The following is a 17,267-nucleotide window of genomic DNA, read 5'->3' on the forward strand; positions in this document are numbered from 1 at the left end:
AGTAAAGCCATGCTGCGAATGAGCCTCATCGCGACGCTCGCTTTCTCGCTTTGCCAAACCACAGCGCAAGCGCAAATGAGCCATCATCATCACGCTTCGGAAGCGGCATGCGAGGAGGTCGACTTGCGCTGCGCGTCGAAGGTCACGCCGACCTTCGCGTCAGATGGAACGCTGTGGCTCGCCTGGATGGCGGGGGGCCGTATATCGGTGGCGAGTTCGAAGGATCAGGGACGCAGCTTTTCGACGGCGGTTCAGGTAACGAAGGATAAGCTCAACCTTGATTGGGGCCCCGATGCCCGTCCCCAGATCGTCGTCGAGAAAAGCGGCGGTATCGCACTGGCGTTTTCGACCTTCCGGGACAAGGCGTTCAACGGCCAGGTGCTCGCCACCCGTTCGACCGACGGCGGCCAGAGCTTTGCCGAGTTGCGGCCGATCACGTCGAGCAACGAGAGTCAGCGCTTTGTGGCGCTCGGCCTCGATGCTGATGGTTCGGTGTTTGCGGCCTGGATCGACAAGCGCAACCGCGTGCCTGGGCAGCAGAGCGGAAAGAAGTATGAGGGGGCAGCGCTGTTCTTCGCGTCGTCGAAAGACGGCGGGGCGACCTATGCCGAGGCGCGGCTGGCGGCCGACAACACCTGCGAATGCTGCCGGCTTGGCCTCGCGTTCGCCGGCCCCGGCCGTCCCGCGGTCGTGTTCAGAAATATCTTCGAAGGCGGTGTGCGGGATCACGCGGTCATGACGTTCACCGATCCGGGGGCGCCGGGCGAGCTTCGCCGTGTCAGCAACGACAATTGGCAGATCGCAGCATGCCCACATCATGGGCCCAGTCTTTCGATCTCGCCTGCAGGGACCCATCACGTCACCTGGTACACCAACGGCAAGGCACGCAAGGGGCTGTTCTACGCCCGCTCGAATGACGAGGGCCGGACGTTTTCCGATCCGCTTCCGCTTGGCCGCGCCGATCGCAATCCCACGCGGCCGTACGTGCTGACGGGCGCGCGCGGCGCCACCATGGTCTGGAAGGAGTTCGACGGCGAGAAGACCGCGGTCAATGCGATGACGTCGCATGATGAGGGCAAGAGCTGGTCAAAGCCTGTCGCGATCGCCACGACGACGGATACGTCCGACCACCCGTTGCTGGTCAGCGACGGACAGAAAGTCTATCTTTCCTGGATGACCAAGGCCGACGGATATCGCCTTCTGCCGATCGGAGACGGATCATGAAACGCTGCCTGCTGGCTGTGATATTCCTCATTGTCTCCCTGGCCGCCGTGCCGGGAGCCGAGGCGCCTTCCGAGTTCACGCTGAAGCCGTTCGTGCGGGGAAGCTGGCAGGACGTGCTGCGTTCGCACGCCGGGCGTCCGACGCTGGTGCATTTCTGGGGAGTTACCTGCGGCCCTTGCAAGATCGAATTGCCGCTGCTCGGACAATTCATGAAGGATCATTCCGAGCTCGACGTCGTGATGATCAGCGCCGATCTCGTTCCGAATCTGCCCGGCCCAACGCGCGCGATGCTGGACAAGGCCGGCCTGGGGTCGGCGGAGAACTGGATTTTCAGCGACGGTTTTGTCGAACGCCTCCGGTTCGAGATCGACCCGGCCTGGCAGGGCGAGATCCCGCGCACGCTGCTGATCGGGCGGGACGGAACCGTCACCACGATCGAAGGTTCGGCCGAAATACCGGACCTCGAAAAATGGCTGGACCAGCAAAAGGTCGCGAGCAAATAAAGACGCGCTCCCGCTATTGTGAATACTTACGTTGCGTTCTCAAGTTAAGGCAACAGCGGGCTTGGTCGTCCGCTGTGCCGGCCATACTTTCATAAATCGAAAGACATACGATGAAACCTGTTCTGCAACTCTTCGCCTTCGCCGCCCTGTTTGCCCTCGTGGGTGCGCCCGCGCACGCCCAGGAGGTCAAGGCCGGCGAGCTCGTCATTACGCAAGCCTGGAGTCGCGCGACGCCTGGCGGCGCGAAGATTGCGGGTGGCTTTCTCACGATCGAGAACAAGGGCGCTGCGCCCGACCGCCTGATCAGCGGCTCCGGCGATTTCGCCGGCAAGGTCGAGATTCACGAGATGGCGATGAACAACGGTGTCATGACTATGCGTCCGCTCGACAAGGGATTGCCGATCGAGCCGGGCAAGACGGTCAAGCTCGCGCCGGGCGGCTACCATTTGATGCTGATGGATCTGAAGACGCCGCTCAAGAAGGGCGACAAGGTGCCGCTCACGCTCGAATTCGAGAAGGCCGGCAAGGTGACGCTGTCGCTCGACGTGCAGGGCGTTGGTGCGCAGGGCCCCGCTGGTGAAATGAAGCACGATCACTCCGGCATGAAGAAGTAGAGAGGCGACGATAGCCTGGTTGTTGATCACGCCCCCAAAGGAGCGCTTGTGGTAGAGCCAACGGGTCCGGCCGCGGGCCCGGCCCGATGATAAACTCCGCGAAGCCCATCATCGCATGAACCGGTGCTGCCGGCATCGATGGGTATCGCTTTCGCTCCACCCATCCTACGAACGCCTTCGCGGGGTATGACGCCGTTGTGAAGGCATGAGGACCAGGAGGCCTAAAAACGGCCCGAAAATCCGCCTTTCCGGCCGCTTTTCACCGGGCCTGGCCTTGTATTTTCGCACCCGATCCGGTTTCACTGCACCTCTTCCGGTATCCCACTGATTCCTCGAGTTGACCTATGCGATTGTCGCGGTTTTTTCTGCCCATCCTGAAAGAGAATCCGAAAGAGGCGGAGATCGTCTCGCATCGCCTGATGCTGCGCGCAGGCATGATGCGGCAGGAGGCGGCCGGCATTTACGCCTGGCTCCCGCTGGGCTTTCGAGTCCTGAAGAAAATCGAACAGATCGTTCGTGAGGAACAGGACCGCGCCGGTGCGCTGGAACTGTTGATGCCGACGCTGCAGCTCGCCGACCTCTGGCGCGAGAGCGGCCGCTATGACGCCTACGGTCCGGAGATGCTGCGCATCGCGGACCGCCACAAGCGCGAATTGCTGTACGGGCCGACCAACGAGGAAATGATCACCGAGATCTTCCGCGCTTATGTGAAATCCTACAGGAACCTGCCGCTGAACCTCTATCACATCCAGTGGAAGTTCCGCGACGAGCAGCGTCCGCGTTTCGGCGTGATGCGCGGCCGCGAATTCCTGATGAAGGACGCTTATTCCTTCGACATCGACGAGGCGGCGGCGCGCCGTTCCTATAACCGGATGTTCGTCGCCTATCTGCGCACCTTCGCGCGGATGGGACTGAAGGCGATCCCGATGCGCGCCGAGACCGGCCCGATCGGCGGCGATCTCAGCCACGAATTCATCGTGCTGGCGGAAACCGGCGAGTCCGGCGTGTTCTGCAACAGCGATGTGCTCAACCTGCCGATCCCGCCCGACGATGTCGATTATGATGGCGATCTCACTGACATCATCAAGCAGTGGACGTCGGTCTATGCAGCGACCGAGGACGTCCACGATGCCGCGCGCTACGAACGCGAAGTGCCGGCAGACAAGCGCGTCAATACCCGCGGCATCGAGGTCGGTCAGATCTTCTACTTCGGCACCAAATATTCCGATGCGATGAAGGCGCTGGTCGCAGGCCCCGACGGCGTCGACGTGCCGATCCATGGCGGTTCCTACGGCGTCGGCGTCTCGCGCCTGGTTGGCGCCATCATCGAGGCCTGTCACGATGATGCCGGCATCAAATGGCCGGAAGCCGTGGCGCCATTCACCGCCGTGATCTTGAACTTGAAGCAGGGCGATGCGGCCGTCGACGGCGCGTGCGAGAAGCTTTATCGGGAGCTTCAGGCCAAGGGCGTCGACGTGCTCTATGACGATACCGACCAGCGTGCGGGAGCGAAGTTCGCCGCCGCCGACCTGATCGGCATCCCCTGGCAGATTCTGGTGGGGCCGAAGGGCCTCGCCGAGGGCAAGCTCGAGATCAAGCGGCGCAGCGACGGTTCGCGCGAGAATCTCAGCCCGGCTGAAGTGGTGGCGAAGATCGCGGGATAACATATCCACCGCGGCGGGAATGTTGGCCAATAAGGCCACATTTGGCCCGAATCATGGGATTATCGAGTAATGGATGAGACCATGAACGAGACAGCCCGAACTCCGCCCTTTGCGCCCTTCGAATGGCTGCTGTCCGGGCGATACCTGCGTGCGCGTCGCAAGGAAGGCTTCATTTCGGTCATCGCCGGCTTTTCGTTCCTCGGCATTATGCTCGGCGTCGCCACGCTGATCATCGTGATGGCCGTGATGAACGGCTTCCGCAAGGAACTTCTGGACAAGATCCTCGGGCTGAACGGCCATCTCCTGATACAACCGCTGGAATCGCCGCTGACCGACTGGAAGGACGTCGCCGAGCGCATCAGCCAGGTCGACGGCATCCGCCTTGCCGCGCCGGTCGTGGACGGTCAGGCGCTGGCGTCCTCGGCCTTCAACGCCGCCGGCGTGCTGGTGCGTGGTATGCGCTCTGCGGACCTGAACAACCTCACCTCGATCGCCAAGAACATCAAACAGGGCACGATGGAAGGTTTTGACGAGGGGCAGGGCGTCATCATCGGACGCCGGCTCGCCGATCAATTGTCGCTGCACGCCGGCGACACCATCACGCTGGTCGCGCCCAAGGGTGCGGTGACCCCGATGGGAACCACGCCGCGTATCAAGCCTTACAAGGTGGCGGCCGTGTTCGAGATCGGCATGTCCGAATATGACGCCAGCTTCGTGTTCATGCCGCTGCCGGAGTCCCAGGCCTATTTCAACCGCAAGGACGACGTGACCGCGATCGAGGTGTTCACTACAAATCCCGATCGAATCGACGCGTTCCGCAAGAGCGTGACGGAGGCGGCCGGGCGGCCGGTGTTCCTGGTCGACTGGCGGCAGCGCAATTCGACCTTCTTCAACGCGCTTCAGGTCGAGCGCAACGTGATGTTTTTGATCCTGACCATGATCGTGCTGGTTGCCGCGCTCAACATCGTCTCCGGCCTGATCATGCTGGTCAAGGACAAGGGGCAGGACATCGCCATCCTGCGCACGATGGGCGCCTCGCAAGGCTCGATCATGCGGATATTCCTGATCACGGGGGCGGCGATCGGCGTGGTCGGCACGCTGACCGGATTCTTCGTCGGCATGCTGATCTGCCTGAACATCGAATCGATCCGGCAGTTCCTGTCCTGGATGACCAACACCGAATTGTTCTCGCCGGAACTCTATTTCCTCTCCAGGCTTCCGGCCGAGATCGATTTCGGCGAGACCACCGCGGTCGTGATCATGGCGCTGACGCTGTCGTTCCTGGCGACGCTCTATCCGTCGTGGCGCGCCGCGCGCCTCGATCCCGTCGACGCGCTCCGGTATGAGTGAGGACGCGATGGCCGAGGAGGCGGAAGATGTACCGGTTATCTATCTCCACGAGATAAAACGCGAGTACAGGCAGGGTGAGGCGACGTTGACCATTCTCAACGGCGCCAAGCTCGCGCTGTGGGCGGGGCAATCGGTGGCGCTGGTGGCGCCGTCGGGTTCGGGCAAATCGACGCTGCTGCACATCGCAGGCCTGCTCGAGAGTCCGGATGACGGCGAGGTCTATGTCGCGGGCACGCCGACCTCGCAATTGTCCGACATCGACCGCACCCAGATCCGGCGCTCCGACATCGGCTTCGTCTATCAGTCGCACCGGCTGCTGCCGGAATTCACCGCGCTCGAAAACGTCATGCTGCCGCAGATGATCCGCGGCCTCAAAAGGTCCGAGACCATCAAGCGTTCGGAGGAAATCCTCGCCTATCTCGGCCTCGGCGACCGCATCACGCACCGGCCGGCCGAACTTTCCGGCGGCGAACAGCAGCGCGTCGCTATTGCGCGCGCGGTGGCCAACGCGCCGCGCGCGCTATTGGCCGACGAGCCGACCGGAAATCTCGATCCGCATACCGCCGATCATGTGTTCAACGCGCTGATGCAGCTCGTGAAGGCGACGCAGGTCGCGATGCTGATCGCCACCCACAACATGGAGCTTGCCGGCCGGATGGACCGGCGGGTGTCGCTGGTCGATGGCCGGGTCGTCGAAATGGAGTAGCGGCGTTCAGTAAACGCCGCGCTTGCGCACCGGCCGATCCTGATAGGCGTTCGACGCGTAGGGATTGGGCACGCATTGTGCCGCGCGCCCCGAGGCGGACAGATTACACTGCGACAGCGACGTATAACGGCACTCGTAGTAGGTGGCCGGGCCGTAGACGCGCAGGCAGACCGGATAGTCGGAGCCGTAGGTCTGCGCCCGAGCCGGCGCCGAAGCGGAGATCGTTGCAATCGCCAGGATCGCCAAAACCGGAATGCGCATCAAAATCTCCCTTGAGACGTGCGATCGGTCCGCATGTGCAGACGGCCAGCAGATATTCGACGCGCTCCGGCGTCAAATCACGTTCGCGCGCTACAAAGGGCTCCCGTTCAGTAGCCGTTGCGGTAACGCTTGTAGCGGCGTGCCGACGGTTCTTGCGATGCATGTGCGAAATACGGATTGATCTCGCATTGCGCCGAGCGGCCCGACGCCGACATGTTGCATTGAGGCAGGGAGGTATAGGCACATTCGTAGTAGTTGATCCCCCTGTTATAAACATGCAGGCAAACTGGATAGCGGGGATCGTAAGTCTGTGCCTGCGCCGGTGCCACTGCCGAGGCCGCTCCGATTGTCAAAATAGCCAAAGCAAAAATACGCATCCGAATCTCCCTTGAGAACTGCGATCGGTCCGCATCTGCATAATAGGCCAGCAGACATTCGCCGCGCGCCGGCGTCAAATCACGTTCGCGCGCAGCCAAGTGCCGGCGTGCAGAGGGCTCGCGTGCGGAGTGTCTCGACGGTGAACGGCGCCGCCGCTCAGTATCTGCCGTAGCCGGGGGCGGGCGGCAGCGTGCGGCCCGGCAGCGGGCGATAGGCCGCGGGCGGCGGTTCACTCGCGCCGACATAATAGGGATTGGCGATGCAATAGAGAAAGCGTCCCGATGCGGTCGCCTGGCACTGCTCGTAACTGGTGAAAGTGCAGTGGCTCAGCGCCGGATACTCGTCTCCCTGAAGGCAGAACGGATATCGGGTGCCGACCGCTTCGGCAGGCGCGGCGCCGAGCGCTGCCAATCCGCTCGCGGCCAGCACGGCCAGAATCGCTCTACGCATTCGAATCTCCTTCATGAGTATGACGGCTTCGCCGTTCCATTTTCATCGACACAAGCCGCACCTGCGCAATTTCGTCAACCCGTTCCACCTTGCATTACCGCCACACAACTAAATGTGATTTTTTGCGGCGAGCTCCGGAGCAAAGTTTCGAAAAACGCCTGCAACACAACATTAACTTGCGTCCACACTGGGGCCGTTTCGTGGGAGTTGTTGCAGTGAGGTTACAGCAATTCGAGCTGACGATGCTATGAGCATGCCGCGGCCTTGGGGGCTGTCAAAAAGGAATGGGAATAAAGAATGAAGAAGGTTTTGCTTGTTACGGCCAGTCTGATCGCGCTCGGCGCGGCTGCGCCGGCTGTTGCTGCTGATCTCGCTGCGCGCCCTTACACCAAGGCGCCCCCGATGGTCGCTGCTGTGTATGATTGGACCGGTTTCTACATCGGTGCGAACGGCGGCTGGGGTTCGAGCCGCAACGAGTGGGATTCGGTTCCGCCTTCTGGTCTCGTCGGCCCCGAGGGCTCCCATGATGCGACTGGCGGAACGGTCGGTGGTCAGATCGGCTATCGCTGGCAGGCTGGCACCTGGGTGTTCGGCGTTGAAGCCCAGGGCAACTGGGCCGACCTCTCGGGCAGCAACTTGAGCCAGGTGTTCGCTACTCGCAACCACACGAACGTCGATGCGTTCGGCCTGTTCACCGGTCAGGTTGGTTATGCCGTCAACAACGTCCTGCTCTACGTCAAGGGCGGTGCTGCGGTGACCTCGAATAGCTACCGCATCACCAACTTCGCTGGCGCGACCATTGGCGTCACCGGCGATGACACCCGCTGGGGCGGCACGATCGGCGCAGGCCTCGAATACGCCTTCGCCCCGAACTGGTCGGTTGGCGTCGAGTACAATCACCTGTTCATGCAGGACCGTACCTACACCTTCACCAATCCGGCTGGCGGCTTCGTGGGTACCGACCGCATCAGCCAGGACGTCGATCTCGTCACCGCCCGCCTGAACTACAAGTTCGGCGGCCCGACCATCGCGCGATACTGATCTTTCGCGATTCTCGCGAATCATCGAGGCCCCGGGCGTTGCCCGGGGCTTTTTTATTGCGGCGGGCTTCCGGGTTAACCAAACGGGAATTGTCGCAGAAGATGCCGTGAGACGGGCCTTGACTCCTAGAACAAAAAAGGAACATTGTTCCTCATATGTTCTCGAACCGTAGGGAGTCGGACCATGTTGCGGATGTTCGTGGAAGAAGCGGCGGCGCTGGCGTCGATTACGCTGTTTGTCGGGATGATCGCAGTTTGGGCGCAGGTGATTCCGCAGCTTTGATGCGGGTCGGAAACCTGACCCGGGCCGTCCAGTGGACGGGTTGGGGAAAAGCCGGATGGCGGGCGCGGAGGCTGCGTTCCGCGTGGACTCGGCAAGGCCGAGGCATCACCATTGCGGCCGGCGAGTCGGCGCGCATCAGCGGCCCGCGATCGTTCCCCACCATGATGCAAGAGCCCGTTAAGCAACCATGTCCAGTGCCGGATTCGTTCATCTCCACGTTCATTCGGCGTATTCGCTGCTGAAGGGCTCGATCAAGATCGCCAAGCTGGGCGAACTGGCGAAAGCCGATCGCCAGCCGGCCTTGGCGCTGACCGATACCGACAACATGTTCGGGGCACTGGAATTCTCCGACAAGATGGCCGGCTACGGCATCCAGCCGATCGTCGGCTGCGAGCTCGCCGTCGATTTCGGCGACCAGGACCCGAACGCGCGCAATGCGATGGCCGCGGCACCCTCGCGTATCGTGCTGCTGGCGGCGCGCGAGCGCGGCTACCGCAGCCTGATGCGGCTGAACTCGCGGGCGTTTCTCGAAACACCGGTCCATCAGTCCCCGCATATCAAGCTCGAATGGCTGGAAGGCGATGCCGAGGATTTGATCGCGCTGACCGGCGGCCCCGACGGCCCGATCTCGCTGGCGCTGCATGCCGATCATGCAGCACTCGCAGCAAGCCGTTGCGACCGCCTGGCGAGCCTGTTCGGCGATCGCCTTTATATCGAATTGCAGCGCCACGGCATCGACAAGGAGCGCCGCACTGAGACCGGCCTGATCGATCTCGCCTACGCCAAGGGCCTGCCGCTGGTCGCAACCAACGAGCCGTATTTCGCATCGAACGACGACTATGAAGCCCATGACGCGCTGCTGTGCATCGCCGGCGGCAAGCTGATTGCCGAGACCGACCGCGAGCAGCTCACGCCCGATCACCGCTTCAAGACCCGCGCCGAGATGGCGGTGCTGTTCGCCGATATCCCGGAAGCGCTGGCCTCGACCGTCGAGATCGCGGAGCGCTGCTCGTTTCGCCCGAAGACGCGAAAGCCGATCCTGCCGCGCTTCACGGTCGGCGCCGGCTCGGGCTCCGATGCGGCGACCGAGGAAGCTGCGGAGCTGAAGCGCCAGGCCGAGGAGGGGCTCGCAAGGCGTCTACGGGTTCATGGCTTGGCGCCAGGTACGACAGAAGAGGAGTACCAGAAGCGCCTCGCCTTCGAGATCGACGTGATCAACCGCATGAACTATGCGGGCTACTTCCTGATCGTCTCGGACTTCATCAAATGGGCCAAGGCCCACGACATTCCGGTCGGTCCTGGCCGCGGCTCCGGCGCCGGCTCGCTGGTCGCCTATGCGCTGACGATTACCGACCTCGATCCGATCCGCTTCGGCCTGCTGTTCGAGCGCTTCCTCAATCCCGAGCGCGTGTCGATGCCGGACTTCGACATCGACTTCTGCCAGGACCGCCGCGGGGAAGTGATCGACTACGTGCAGCAGCGCTACGGCCGCGATCAGGTGGCGCAGATCATCACCTTCGGTACCTTGCAGGCGAGGGGCGTGCTGCGCGACGTCGGCCGTGTGCTGCAGATGCCGTACGGCCAGGTCGATAAACTGACAAAACTGGTGCCGCAAAATCCGGCGGCGCCGGTGACGCTGGCGCAGGCGATCGAGGGCGAACCAAAGCTGCAGGCGTTCCGCGACGAGGACCCGGTGGTGGCGCGCGCCTTCGATATCGCCCAGCGCCTTGAAGGCCTGACGCGCCACGCCTCGACCCATGCCGCCGGCATCGTGATCGGCGACCGGCCGCTCAGCGAACTGGTGCCCCTCTATCGCGATCCCAAATCCGATATGCCGGTGACCCAGTTCAACATGAAATGGGTCGAACCGGCCGGGCTGGTGAAGTTCGACTTCCTCGGCCTGAAGACGCTCACCGTGCTCGATGTCGCGGTGAAGCTGCTCAGGCAACGCAACATCCATGTCGATCTGCCGACGCTGCCGATCGACGATGCCCCGAGCTACCAGATGCTGGCGCGCGGCGATGTGGTCGGCGTGTTCCAGGTGGAAAGCCAGGGCATGCGGCGGGCGCTGATCGACATGCGGCCCGACCGTTTCGAAGACATCATCGCGCTGGTGGCGCTCTATCGGCCGGGCCCGATGGCGAACATCCCGACCTATTGCGCGCGCAAGCACGGCGACGAGGAGCCGGAATATCTGCATCCGATCCTGGAGCCGATCCTGAAGGAGACGTTCGGCGTTATCATCTACCAGGAACAGGTGATGCAGATCGCGCAGGTGATGGCCGGCTATTCGCTCGGCGACGCCGACCTGCTGCGCCGCGCGATGGGCAAGAAAATCCGCGCCGAGATGGAGAAGCAGCGCGCGATCTTCGTTGCCGGCGCGGTCAAGAACGGCGTGCCGAAGGGGCAGGCCGACACGATCTTCGAACTGCTCGCAAAATTCGCCGACTACGGCTTCAACAAGAGCCACGCCGCGGCCTATGCGCTGGTATCCTACCACACCGCCTATATGAAGGCGCATTACCCGGTGGAGTTTTTGGCGGCGTCGATGACGCTCGAACTCAACAACACCGACAAGCTCTCGGAATTTCGCGCCGAGGCGCAGCGGCTCGGCATCAAGGTCGAGGCGCCGAATATCAACCGCTCGGGCGCTACCTTCGAGGTCGGCGAGAACACCATCTATTACGCGCTGGCCGCGCTCAAGGGCGTCGGTCCGCAGGCGGTGGAGTTGATCGTCGAAGAGCGGCGCAAGGGCGCGTTCACCTCACTCGCCGACTTCGCGGCACGGGTCAATCCGCGCGCCATCAACAAGAGGGTGATCGAAAGCCTAGCTGCCGCCGGCGCCTTCGACACGCTCGAGGCCAACCGTGCCCGCGTCTTTGCCGGGGCGGACGCGATTCTCGCTGCCTGTCAGCGCAGCCACGAGGCCGCAACGATCGGCCAGAACGACATGTTCGGCAATGCGTCCGACGCGCCGACCATCATGTTGCCGCAGATCGAACCGTGGTTGCCGGCCGAGAAACTCCGCCGCGAATACGATGCCGTCGGCTTCTTCCTGTCCGGCCATCCGCTCGACGATTACGCGACCGTGTTGAAACGGCTGCGGGTGCAGTCATGGGCGGAATTCTCGCGCGCCGTCAAAACCGGCGCGACCGCGGGCAGGGTCGCGGCGACGGTGGTGTCACGGATGGAGCGGCGCACCAAGACCGGCAACAAGATGGGCATCATGGGGCTATCCGACCCGACCGGGCATTTCGAGGCCGTGCTGTTTTCGGAAGGCCTTGCGCAATATCGCGACGTCTTGGAGCCGGGGGCTGCCGTATTGCTGCAGCTCGGCGCCGAGCTGCAGGGCGAGGACGTGCGGGCGCGCGTGCTGCATGCCGAACCGCTGGATGACGCCGCGGCGAAAACCCAGAAAGGCCTGCGGATTTTCGTTCGCGACACCAAGCCGCTGGATTCGATCGCGCGGCGGCTCAACATGCCGGAAGCCAGCGCATCGGGCGGTCCCGCAAAGGGCCTGCCGGCCAAGCCTGCGCCCGCGCCATCGGGCGGTGCCGATGGCGACGTCTCGCTCGTCATCATGCTCGACCTCCAGACCGAGGTGGAAATGAAACTGCCCGGGCGCTTCAAGGTCTCGCCGCAGATTGCGGGTGCGATCAAGGCGGTTGCGGGCGTGGTGGACGTGCAGACGCTGTAGCCCCAACGCCTCGACATGGCGCCCGCCGACATCTTCGAACCTGGTGAGAGTTCGCCTCTGCCAACGGTCAATTGTGCGCACCTCGCATCTGTTGCGGCGACTTAAGAATAAAAAATCTTGACCATCCTGTTTCCGCGAAAGTTTCGCCGCACAACCATAACCGTTATGATCAGGCGTCAGCGACTTGGACGCCGCAAGCCGCAAGAGGCAAGGAGAAATGCAATGTGCGAAAAATGCTCCCCAGATCAGCTTCATCCGCTGGCGCCTTCGCGGCGTTCCGTGGTCCTCTTCGCGGCCTCGACGCTTGGGCTGATGCTCGCCGACGCAGCTAACGCCAAGGATACGAAGACCCCTCCCAAGCCGCAGAATGTGTTGTCGCCGGATGCCGCCCTCAAGAAATTGATGGGAGGAAATGCGCGCTATGTTGACGGCACGTCGCGGCGTCACGACTTCAAGCATGAACGGGAAGCGTTGGTCGGAGGTCAGAACCCTTACGCGGCCGTTCTGAGCTGCGCCGATTCGCGCATAGCGCCCGAATATGCCTTCGATAGCGCGCGCGGCGATCTCTTCGTCTGCCGCGTGGCCGGCAATTTCGCCAATGACGATACGGTTGCCAGCATGGAATATACCGTCGCCGTGCTCGGCACGCCGATGATACTCGTGCTCGGTCATGACAATTGTGGAGCGGTCGACGCCACGATCAAATCCCTGAAGGACGACAAGCCGCCACCGGGGCACATTCCGTCTCTGGTGGCCGCGATTGCGCCTTCTGTGAAGGCGTCAGCACAGCAGAGCGGCAATGCGCTCGACAACGCCATCCGCCAGAACGTGATTGATAACGTCGCCAAGCTGAAATCGGCTGCACCGATCCTTAACGCAGCCGTCGAGCAGAACAAGCTCAAAGTAGTCGGCGGCATCTATCGCCTCGCAACCGGCAAGGTCGAGCTGTTGAGCTGACCGGAGGCGGGATGGGCGCGGCGCGCTCCGCCGTGCCCAGCACCGCGCTAGATGCGGGTCTTCCAGGAGGAGATATTCGGACCGGTCGTTTCGGTCACGACCTTCAGGGATGACGACGAGGCACTCGTGATCGCCAACGACACGCTCTACGGTCTCGGCGCCCGTATCTGGAGCCGCGATGCAAGCCGGCTGCACCGTTTCGGCCGCGCCATCCAGGCCGGCCGGGTCTGGACCAATTGCTATCACGCCTATCCGGCACACGCCGCGTTCGGCGGTTACAAGCGATCGGGTGGCGGCCGCGAGACCCACAAGATGATGCTGGACCACTACCAGCAGACCAAGAACCTCTTGGTCAGCTACAGCCCGAAGAAGCTCGGCTTCTTCTGATCTGTCCTGACCTGCTCTTACTTGGGCGATGGCGTAACGCGCGGACCCGCTTCGGTCTGCGCGCTACGGACACTTATCGCCGAGTTCAAGAAGTTGTCATTGCTTTTGCGATTCCGCCCCAGCCGTTCCGGCGTATAATCAAACAAAGGGGGAGCTGTGCTGCATCACGTGATTATCACTGAAATCGCAGTTACGGAGGTCCGCCATGAAAGTCAAAGACGCGATGCACAAAGGCGTCGACTGGGTCAGCCCCGACACGCCTATCACCGAAATCGCGAAGCTGATGCGCGAACATGACATCGGCTGCATTCCGATCGGAGAGGACGACAAGCTGGTCGGAATGGTGACCGATCGCGACATCGTCTGCAAAGGGCTTGCGGGCAACGGCTTCGATGCCAGCCGCGCCCAGGCGCGCGACGTCATGACCGAAGGCATCCATTGCTGTCGCGAGGACGATGACCTTGCCAAGGCGGTGCATCACATGGAGACGCTGCAGGTCCGCAGGTTGCCGGTGATCAACAAGAGCAAACGGTTGGTCGGCATGATCAGCCTGGGCGACATCAGCCATTCTACGTCGGGTGATTTGCTGGCCGGGTGCGTGAAGAGCGTTGCCGCCCATCACTGAAGCGGCGGCCCGCTTGCGATCGAGACGTCTTGAACGGCTCGCGCCCGTTCACCCACGAACAGGCGCGGGTGTCCTGCTTGAAGGCACTCGATCGTGCCCGAACAGTCGGCCAGATCGAGCGGACTCAATCGTGCGTGCTGAAGTGGCCGCGCCAGGCCTTCGCCGTCAATCGCGCGAACTGCTCGCCATCCATCCGGATCAGCGTGGCGTGATCGCCGCCTTCCATGTAGATTTCCCGTCGCGGATCGATGCTGTCGTCGACGATGACGTCGAGCCCATAGCACTCGCCAACCGGCGGGATGGCTCCAATGTCGCAGTCGACAAACAGCTCCGCGATCTCCTTCTCGCTCGCCAGGTCGACCTTGTGGCCGAGCTGACTTCTCAGGGCTGATAGATGCAGGTGACGGGAGGCCGGAAGAACGGCCATCATGTAACCGCCGTCACGGCGCAGCACGACCGCCTTGGCCAGCGCATCGCCCGGCACGTGGCAGGCTTCGGCTGTGCGCGTCGATGACGCCGTACGAGCATGAGGGATTAGATCGTACGTGACGCTTTGATCCAAGTACTTCTGTAGTGTCGGGGAAACGGTCATGGCGGCTCCTCCATTGAATGGGCAATTCGCACACCGGGAGGAACTCGCGCAGTCGCCTCACGATGCGGGCGAACACGATCTGATCGAAAGGATACGCCTGCCAGGCGGCCGCGACAATGAATTTCGATGCCGGAACCGGGCGAAGCGGATACGATGCCTTGCTGAGAGCGCAATTATTCAAGAAATATTCATCTCAACGCGCGTTCCATGCGGCGTGCGGGCGGCGACAGGGTGGGATCCCATGCGGTTATCAAGAAGTCTGTCGATCCTCTCGGTGTGTCTCGTCGCAATGTCCGGCTTGGTGGGCTATTTGAGTGCCGCCGCCGCGCAGCAGCCGGAAAAGCGTATTGCGCTGGTGGTCGGCAATGCCGCCTATGCGAAATCGCCGCTCGCGACGGCGTCCAACGATGCCGGTCTGATCGCGCAGACCTTGCAGGCGGCCGGCTTCGACGTGATCGGTGCCCGCGATCTCGATGGCGATACGCTGCGCAAGAGTTTCCGCGACTTTATCCAGAAAGCCGAAAGCTCGGGGCCGGACACGGTCGCGATGGTGTATCTGGCCGGTTACGGGCTGCAACTGGCGGGCGAGAACTATTTCGTGCCGGTCGATTCCGCGATCAACCGCGATGCCGATGTTCCGATCGAGGCGCTGCGGACCGGCGACTACATCCGTCAACTCGCCTCGCTTCCGTTGAAGGTCGGAATCGTCGTGCTGGACGCGGCGCGGCAGCAGCCGTTCGTCGGCGGACAGATCGCAAGCGGTCTCGCTTTGGTCGAGGCGGACCCGCACATGCTGATCGCCTTCAACGCCGCGCCTGGAACCGTGGCGCCGGCCGAGCAGGGACCATACGGCATCTACGCCCAGTCGCTCGCCGAGATGATCCGGACCGGCGGATTGCCGCTGCCGGAGGTTTTCAATCGCCTGCGGCTTCGCGTCAACGAAGCCAGCAAGGGCGCGCAGGTGCCCTGGGACAGCCAGAAGGTCGATGCGGCCTTTACGTTCTTCGAGCGCGAACCGGATGCGCCCGCCGCGCCGCCGCCGGATCAGGTCGCCGCCATCCGCAGCAAGCCGATCCGCGATCTCGGCGTGCAGGAAGCCTATGCCGCGGCGCTGGAGCGCGACACGCTGCCGGCCTATGAGGACTTTCTCGCTGCCTATCCCGACGATCCCATGGCAAAGCGGGTGAGGGCGATCGCAGCTGCGCGGCGCGAAGCGATCACGTGGCGCCGTACCTACCGTGCCGATACCCCGAATGCCTATTGGTCGTATCTGCAACGCTACCCGCGCGGGCCTCATGCTGCCGACGCGCGCCGCCGTCTTGCCATTCTCACCGCGCCGCTCGAGCCGCCGCCGACATTTGACGTCATCGACTACGACGTGCCGCCGCCACCGCCGGAAGAGTTCATCTATGTCGATCGTCCGGTGCTGGCCTTCAGCGATCCCGAGTTCGACTTCGTGCCGCCGCCACCGGCGCCGGTCTACTACCTGCCGCCGCCGCCGGATGATTTCGTGGTATTGGAGCCGCCGCCGCCGCCGATCGGGCTGTTCATCCTGCCGCAGCCGATCTTTGTGCCGATACCGGTCTATGTAAGGCCTCCGCGCTATGTGGCGCCGCCGCCGAACAACATCATCTTTGCCAACATCCACAACAGGGCGGTCATCAACAACGTCATCAACAGGCCGCCGCAGCCGGTTTCGCCGGCGGCAGGGCTGGGCGCCAGACCTGGTGCCGCGCCCGGCGCCGGGCCTATCGGACGCCCCGGCTCCCCGGCCGCGACTGTCGCGCCGGGGCAGGTTGGCGGGGCCACGCCGACGTTGCCGCCCGCGGTCGCGCAAAGGGCCACGCTGATCCAGCAGGGCAAAGCGCCGGTACCGCCGAGTGCCACGATCAATCCTGCCGTGAGAACCGGTTTGCCCGGCACTCCGGCGGGACAGGCCGGGCGGCCGACTGCGCCACAGCCGGCGAATGTGCCGGCCGCGCTGCCATCGACCCAGCCCTTGCCGAGGACCAATGCCCTGCCGGTTCCAGGCGCCAGGGGCGCGCCACCCGCGCCTCCAAGCGCTGCGGTATCACCAGGGGCTGTGAATCCGAACGCACGGCTTGCGCCGGGCGCGCCGCGTCCGGGATCGGCCGCGCCGGCTGCACCCAGCGCGGCTACCGGCTCCAGGCCCGCCATCGGGGCGACTGCTCCGACGGCTCCGGCTGGCCAGCAGCCTAGGGTCGGCGCGCCGCCGCCCAGTGCCGCCGCGCCGCCAAAGCCTACCGCTGCGGTTGCTCCGAAACCTCAATTGCAGCCCGAAATGCGGCGAGCCGCGCCGCCCCCGTCGGCTGTGCAGGTGGCAAGGCCATCACCGCCGGCGGCCCGCGTCGCTCCGACACCTCCGCCGCCGCGGATGGCTGCGCCACCGCCTGCACCGAGGATGGCCGCGCCGCCTCCGCCGCCTGCACGTATGGCCGCGCCATCGCCTCCGCCAAGGATGGCAGCTCCACCCCCGCCACCTCCGCGCATGGCTGCGCCGCCGCCTCCGCCAAGG

At 63.5% G+C, this 17,267-nt stretch carries 15 protein-coding genes and 1 pseudogene; 12 read left to right on the forward strand and 4 right to left on the reverse strand.

Annotated features, from left to right (window positions below; translation table 11 throughout):
* The first annotated feature begins 9 nt into the window (after positions 1-9).
* From GWE18_RS14090 to GWE18_RS14115, 6 genes are all read left to right on the forward strand, one after another.
* Complete coding sequence (locus GWE18_RS14090; protein WP_275186314.1) at positions 10-1,224, forward strand: sialidase family protein; 1,215 nt, start codon at positions 10-12, stop codon at positions 1,222-1,224.
* Positions 1,221-1,727 (forward strand): TlpA disulfide reductase family protein, encoded by a 507-nt coding sequence (locus GWE18_RS14095; protein WP_275186315.1) that lies wholly within the window; start codon positions 1,221-1,223, stop codon positions 1,725-1,727. The genes GWE18_RS14090 and GWE18_RS14095 overlap by 4 nt, the downstream gene beginning before the upstream one ends.
* Positions 1,728-1,837: 110 nt before the next feature.
* Entirely contained in the window at positions 1,838-2,341 is a 504-nt protein-coding gene (locus tag GWE18_RS14100; RefSeq protein ID WP_275186316.1) for a copper chaperone PCu(A)C, read from the forward strand.
* A 344-nt stretch (positions 2,342-2,685) separates the two neighbouring features.
* Positions 2,686-4,005: a proline--tRNA ligase gene (gene proS, locus GWE18_RS14105; RefSeq protein ID WP_275186317.1), complete on the forward strand. Its 1,320-nt coding sequence runs from the start codon at positions 2,686-2,688 to the stop codon at positions 4,003-4,005.
* Positions 4,006-4,074: 69 nt separating this feature from the next.
* A complete protein-coding gene (locus GWE18_RS14110; protein WP_275186318.1) occupies positions 4,075-5,355 on the forward strand; it encodes a lipoprotein-releasing ABC transporter permease subunit in 1,281 nt (426 codons plus the stop codon).
* A gap of 7 nt (positions 5,356-5,362) precedes the next feature.
* Positions 5,363-6,061, forward strand: a complete 699-nt coding sequence (locus tag GWE18_RS14115) for an ABC transporter ATP-binding protein (RefSeq protein ID WP_275186348.1) — start codon at positions 5,363-5,365, stop codon at positions 6,059-6,061.
* 6 nt (positions 6,062-6,067) lie between these two features.
* Here GWE18_RS14115 and GWE18_RS14120 read toward each other — a convergent pair whose 3' ends face one another.
* The 3 genes from GWE18_RS14120 to GWE18_RS14130 all read right to left on the reverse strand — a co-directional run bounded on the left by GWE18_RS14120 (position 6,068) and on the right by GWE18_RS14130 (position 7,150).
* Positions 6,068-6,322, reverse strand: coding sequence for a DUF3551 domain-containing protein (locus GWE18_RS14120; protein WP_275186319.1), 255 nt, complete (start codon positions 6,320-6,322; stop codon positions 6,068-6,070).
* Positions 6,323-6,429: 107 nt separating this feature from the next.
* A complete protein-coding gene (locus GWE18_RS14125; RefSeq protein ID WP_275186320.1) occupies positions 6,430-6,699 on the reverse strand; it encodes a DUF3551 domain-containing protein in 270 nt (89 codons plus the stop codon).
* Positions 6,700-6,856: 157 nt separating this feature from the next.
* Positions 6,857-7,150: a DUF3551 domain-containing protein gene (locus tag GWE18_RS14130; protein WP_275186321.1), complete on the reverse strand. Its 294-nt coding sequence runs from the start codon at positions 7,148-7,150 to the stop codon at positions 6,857-6,859.
* Positions 7,151-7,447: 297 nt separating this feature from the next.
* On the opposite strand from GWE18_RS14130, the gene GWE18_RS14135 reads away from it, so the two are divergent.
* The 5 genes and pseudogenes from GWE18_RS14135 to GWE18_RS14155 all read left to right on the forward strand — a co-directional run bounded on the left by GWE18_RS14135 (position 7,448) and on the right by GWE18_RS14155 (position 14,139).
* On the forward strand, positions 7,448-8,191 hold the full coding sequence (locus GWE18_RS14135; protein WP_275186322.1) for an outer membrane beta-barrel protein: 744 nt from the start codon (positions 7,448-7,450) through the stop codon (positions 8,189-8,191).
* A gap of 469 nt (positions 8,192-8,660) precedes the next feature.
* Positions 8,661-12,170 (forward strand): DNA polymerase III subunit alpha, encoded by a 3,510-nt coding sequence (gene dnaE, locus GWE18_RS14140; protein ID WP_275186323.1) that lies wholly within the window; start codon positions 8,661-8,663, stop codon positions 12,168-12,170.
* A 222-nt stretch (positions 12,171-12,392) separates the two neighbouring features.
* Entirely contained in the window at positions 12,393-13,127 is a 735-nt protein-coding gene (locus GWE18_RS14145; RefSeq protein ID WP_275186324.1) for a carbonic anhydrase, read from the forward strand.
* Between the two features lie 51 nt (positions 13,128-13,178).
* A pseudogene (locus tag GWE18_RS14150) lies at positions 13,179-13,514 on the forward strand (aldehyde dehydrogenase family protein); the annotation flags it as partial.
* Between the two features lie 205 nt (positions 13,515-13,719).
* Positions 13,720-14,139: a CBS domain-containing protein gene (locus tag GWE18_RS14155; RefSeq protein WP_275186325.1), complete on the forward strand. Its 420-nt coding sequence runs from the start codon at positions 13,720-13,722 to the stop codon at positions 14,137-14,139.
* Between the two features lie 124 nt (positions 14,140-14,263).
* Here GWE18_RS14155 and GWE18_RS14160 read toward each other — a convergent pair whose 3' ends face one another.
* The gene (locus GWE18_RS14160) at positions 14,264-14,731 is read right to left on the reverse strand and encodes a YbaK/EbsC family protein (protein ID WP_275186326.1); all 468 of its coding nucleotides are present in this window, start codon (positions 14,729-14,731) and stop codon (positions 14,264-14,266) included.
* 241 nt (positions 14,732-14,972) lie between these two features.
* Here GWE18_RS14160 and GWE18_RS14165 point away from each other — a divergent pair.
* On the forward strand, positions 14,973-17,267 hold a 2,295-nt coding region (locus tag GWE18_RS14165; RefSeq protein WP_275186327.1), incomplete at its 3' end, for a caspase family protein.

Source organism: Bradyrhizobium sp. CSA112 (genome assembly GCF_029051645.1).
Lineage (GTDB): Bacteria > Pseudomonadota > Alphaproteobacteria > Rhizobiales > Xanthobacteraceae > Bradyrhizobium.

What these genes read in the sequence shown, in the direction of transcription:
- dnaE (WP_275186323.1), top strand. Translation starts at nt 8,661, where the DNA reads ATGTCCAGTGCCGGATTCGTTCATCTCCACGTTCATTCGGCGTATTCG.
- GWE18_RS14100 (WP_275186316.1), top strand. Translation starts at nt 1,838, where the DNA reads ATGAAACCTGTTCTGCAACTCTTCGCCTTCGCCGCCCTGTTTGCCCTC.
- GWE18_RS14110 (WP_275186318.1), top strand. Translation starts at nt 4,075, where the DNA reads ATGGATGAGACCATGAACGAGACAGCCCGAACTCCGCCCTTTGCGCCC.
- GWE18_RS14090 (WP_275186314.1), top strand. Translation starts at nt 10, where the DNA reads ATGCTGCGAATGAGCCTCATCGCGACGCTCGCTTTCTCGCTTTGCCAA.
- GWE18_RS14135 (WP_275186322.1), top strand. Translation starts at nt 7,448, where the DNA reads ATGAAGAAGGTTTTGCTTGTTACGGCCAGTCTGATCGCGCTCGGCGCG.
- GWE18_RS14125 (WP_275186320.1), bottom strand. Translation starts at nt 6,699, where the DNA reads ATGCGTATTTTTGCTTTGGCTATTTTGACAATCGGAGCGGCCTCGGCA.
- GWE18_RS14120 (WP_275186319.1), bottom strand. Translation starts at nt 6,322, where the DNA reads ATGCGCATTCCGGTTTTGGCGATCCTGGCGATTGCAACGATCTCCGCT.
- GWE18_RS14095 (WP_275186315.1), top strand. Translation starts at nt 1,221, where the DNA reads ATGAAACGCTGCCTGCTGGCTGTGATATTCCTCATTGTCTCCCTGGCC.
- GWE18_RS14115 (WP_275186348.1), top strand. Translation starts at nt 5,363, where the DNA reads ATGGCCGAGGAGGCGGAAGATGTACCGGTTATCTATCTCCACGAGATA.
- GWE18_RS14160 (WP_275186326.1), bottom strand. Translation starts at nt 14,731, where the DNA reads ATGACCGTTTCCCCGACACTACAGAAGTACTTGGATCAAAGCGTCACG.
- GWE18_RS14155 (WP_275186325.1), top strand. Translation starts at nt 13,720, where the DNA reads ATGAAAGTCAAAGACGCGATGCACAAAGGCGTCGACTGGGTCAGCCCC.
- GWE18_RS14145 (WP_275186324.1), top strand. Translation starts at nt 12,393, where the DNA reads ATGTGCGAAAAATGCTCCCCAGATCAGCTTCATCCGCTGGCGCCTTCG.
- GWE18_RS14130 (WP_275186321.1), bottom strand. Translation starts at nt 7,150, where the DNA reads ATGCGTAGAGCGATTCTGGCCGTGCTGGCCGCGAGCGGATTGGCAGCG.
- proS (WP_275186317.1), top strand. Translation starts at nt 2,686, where the DNA reads ATGCGATTGTCGCGGTTTTTTCTGCCCATCCTGAAAGAGAATCCGAAA.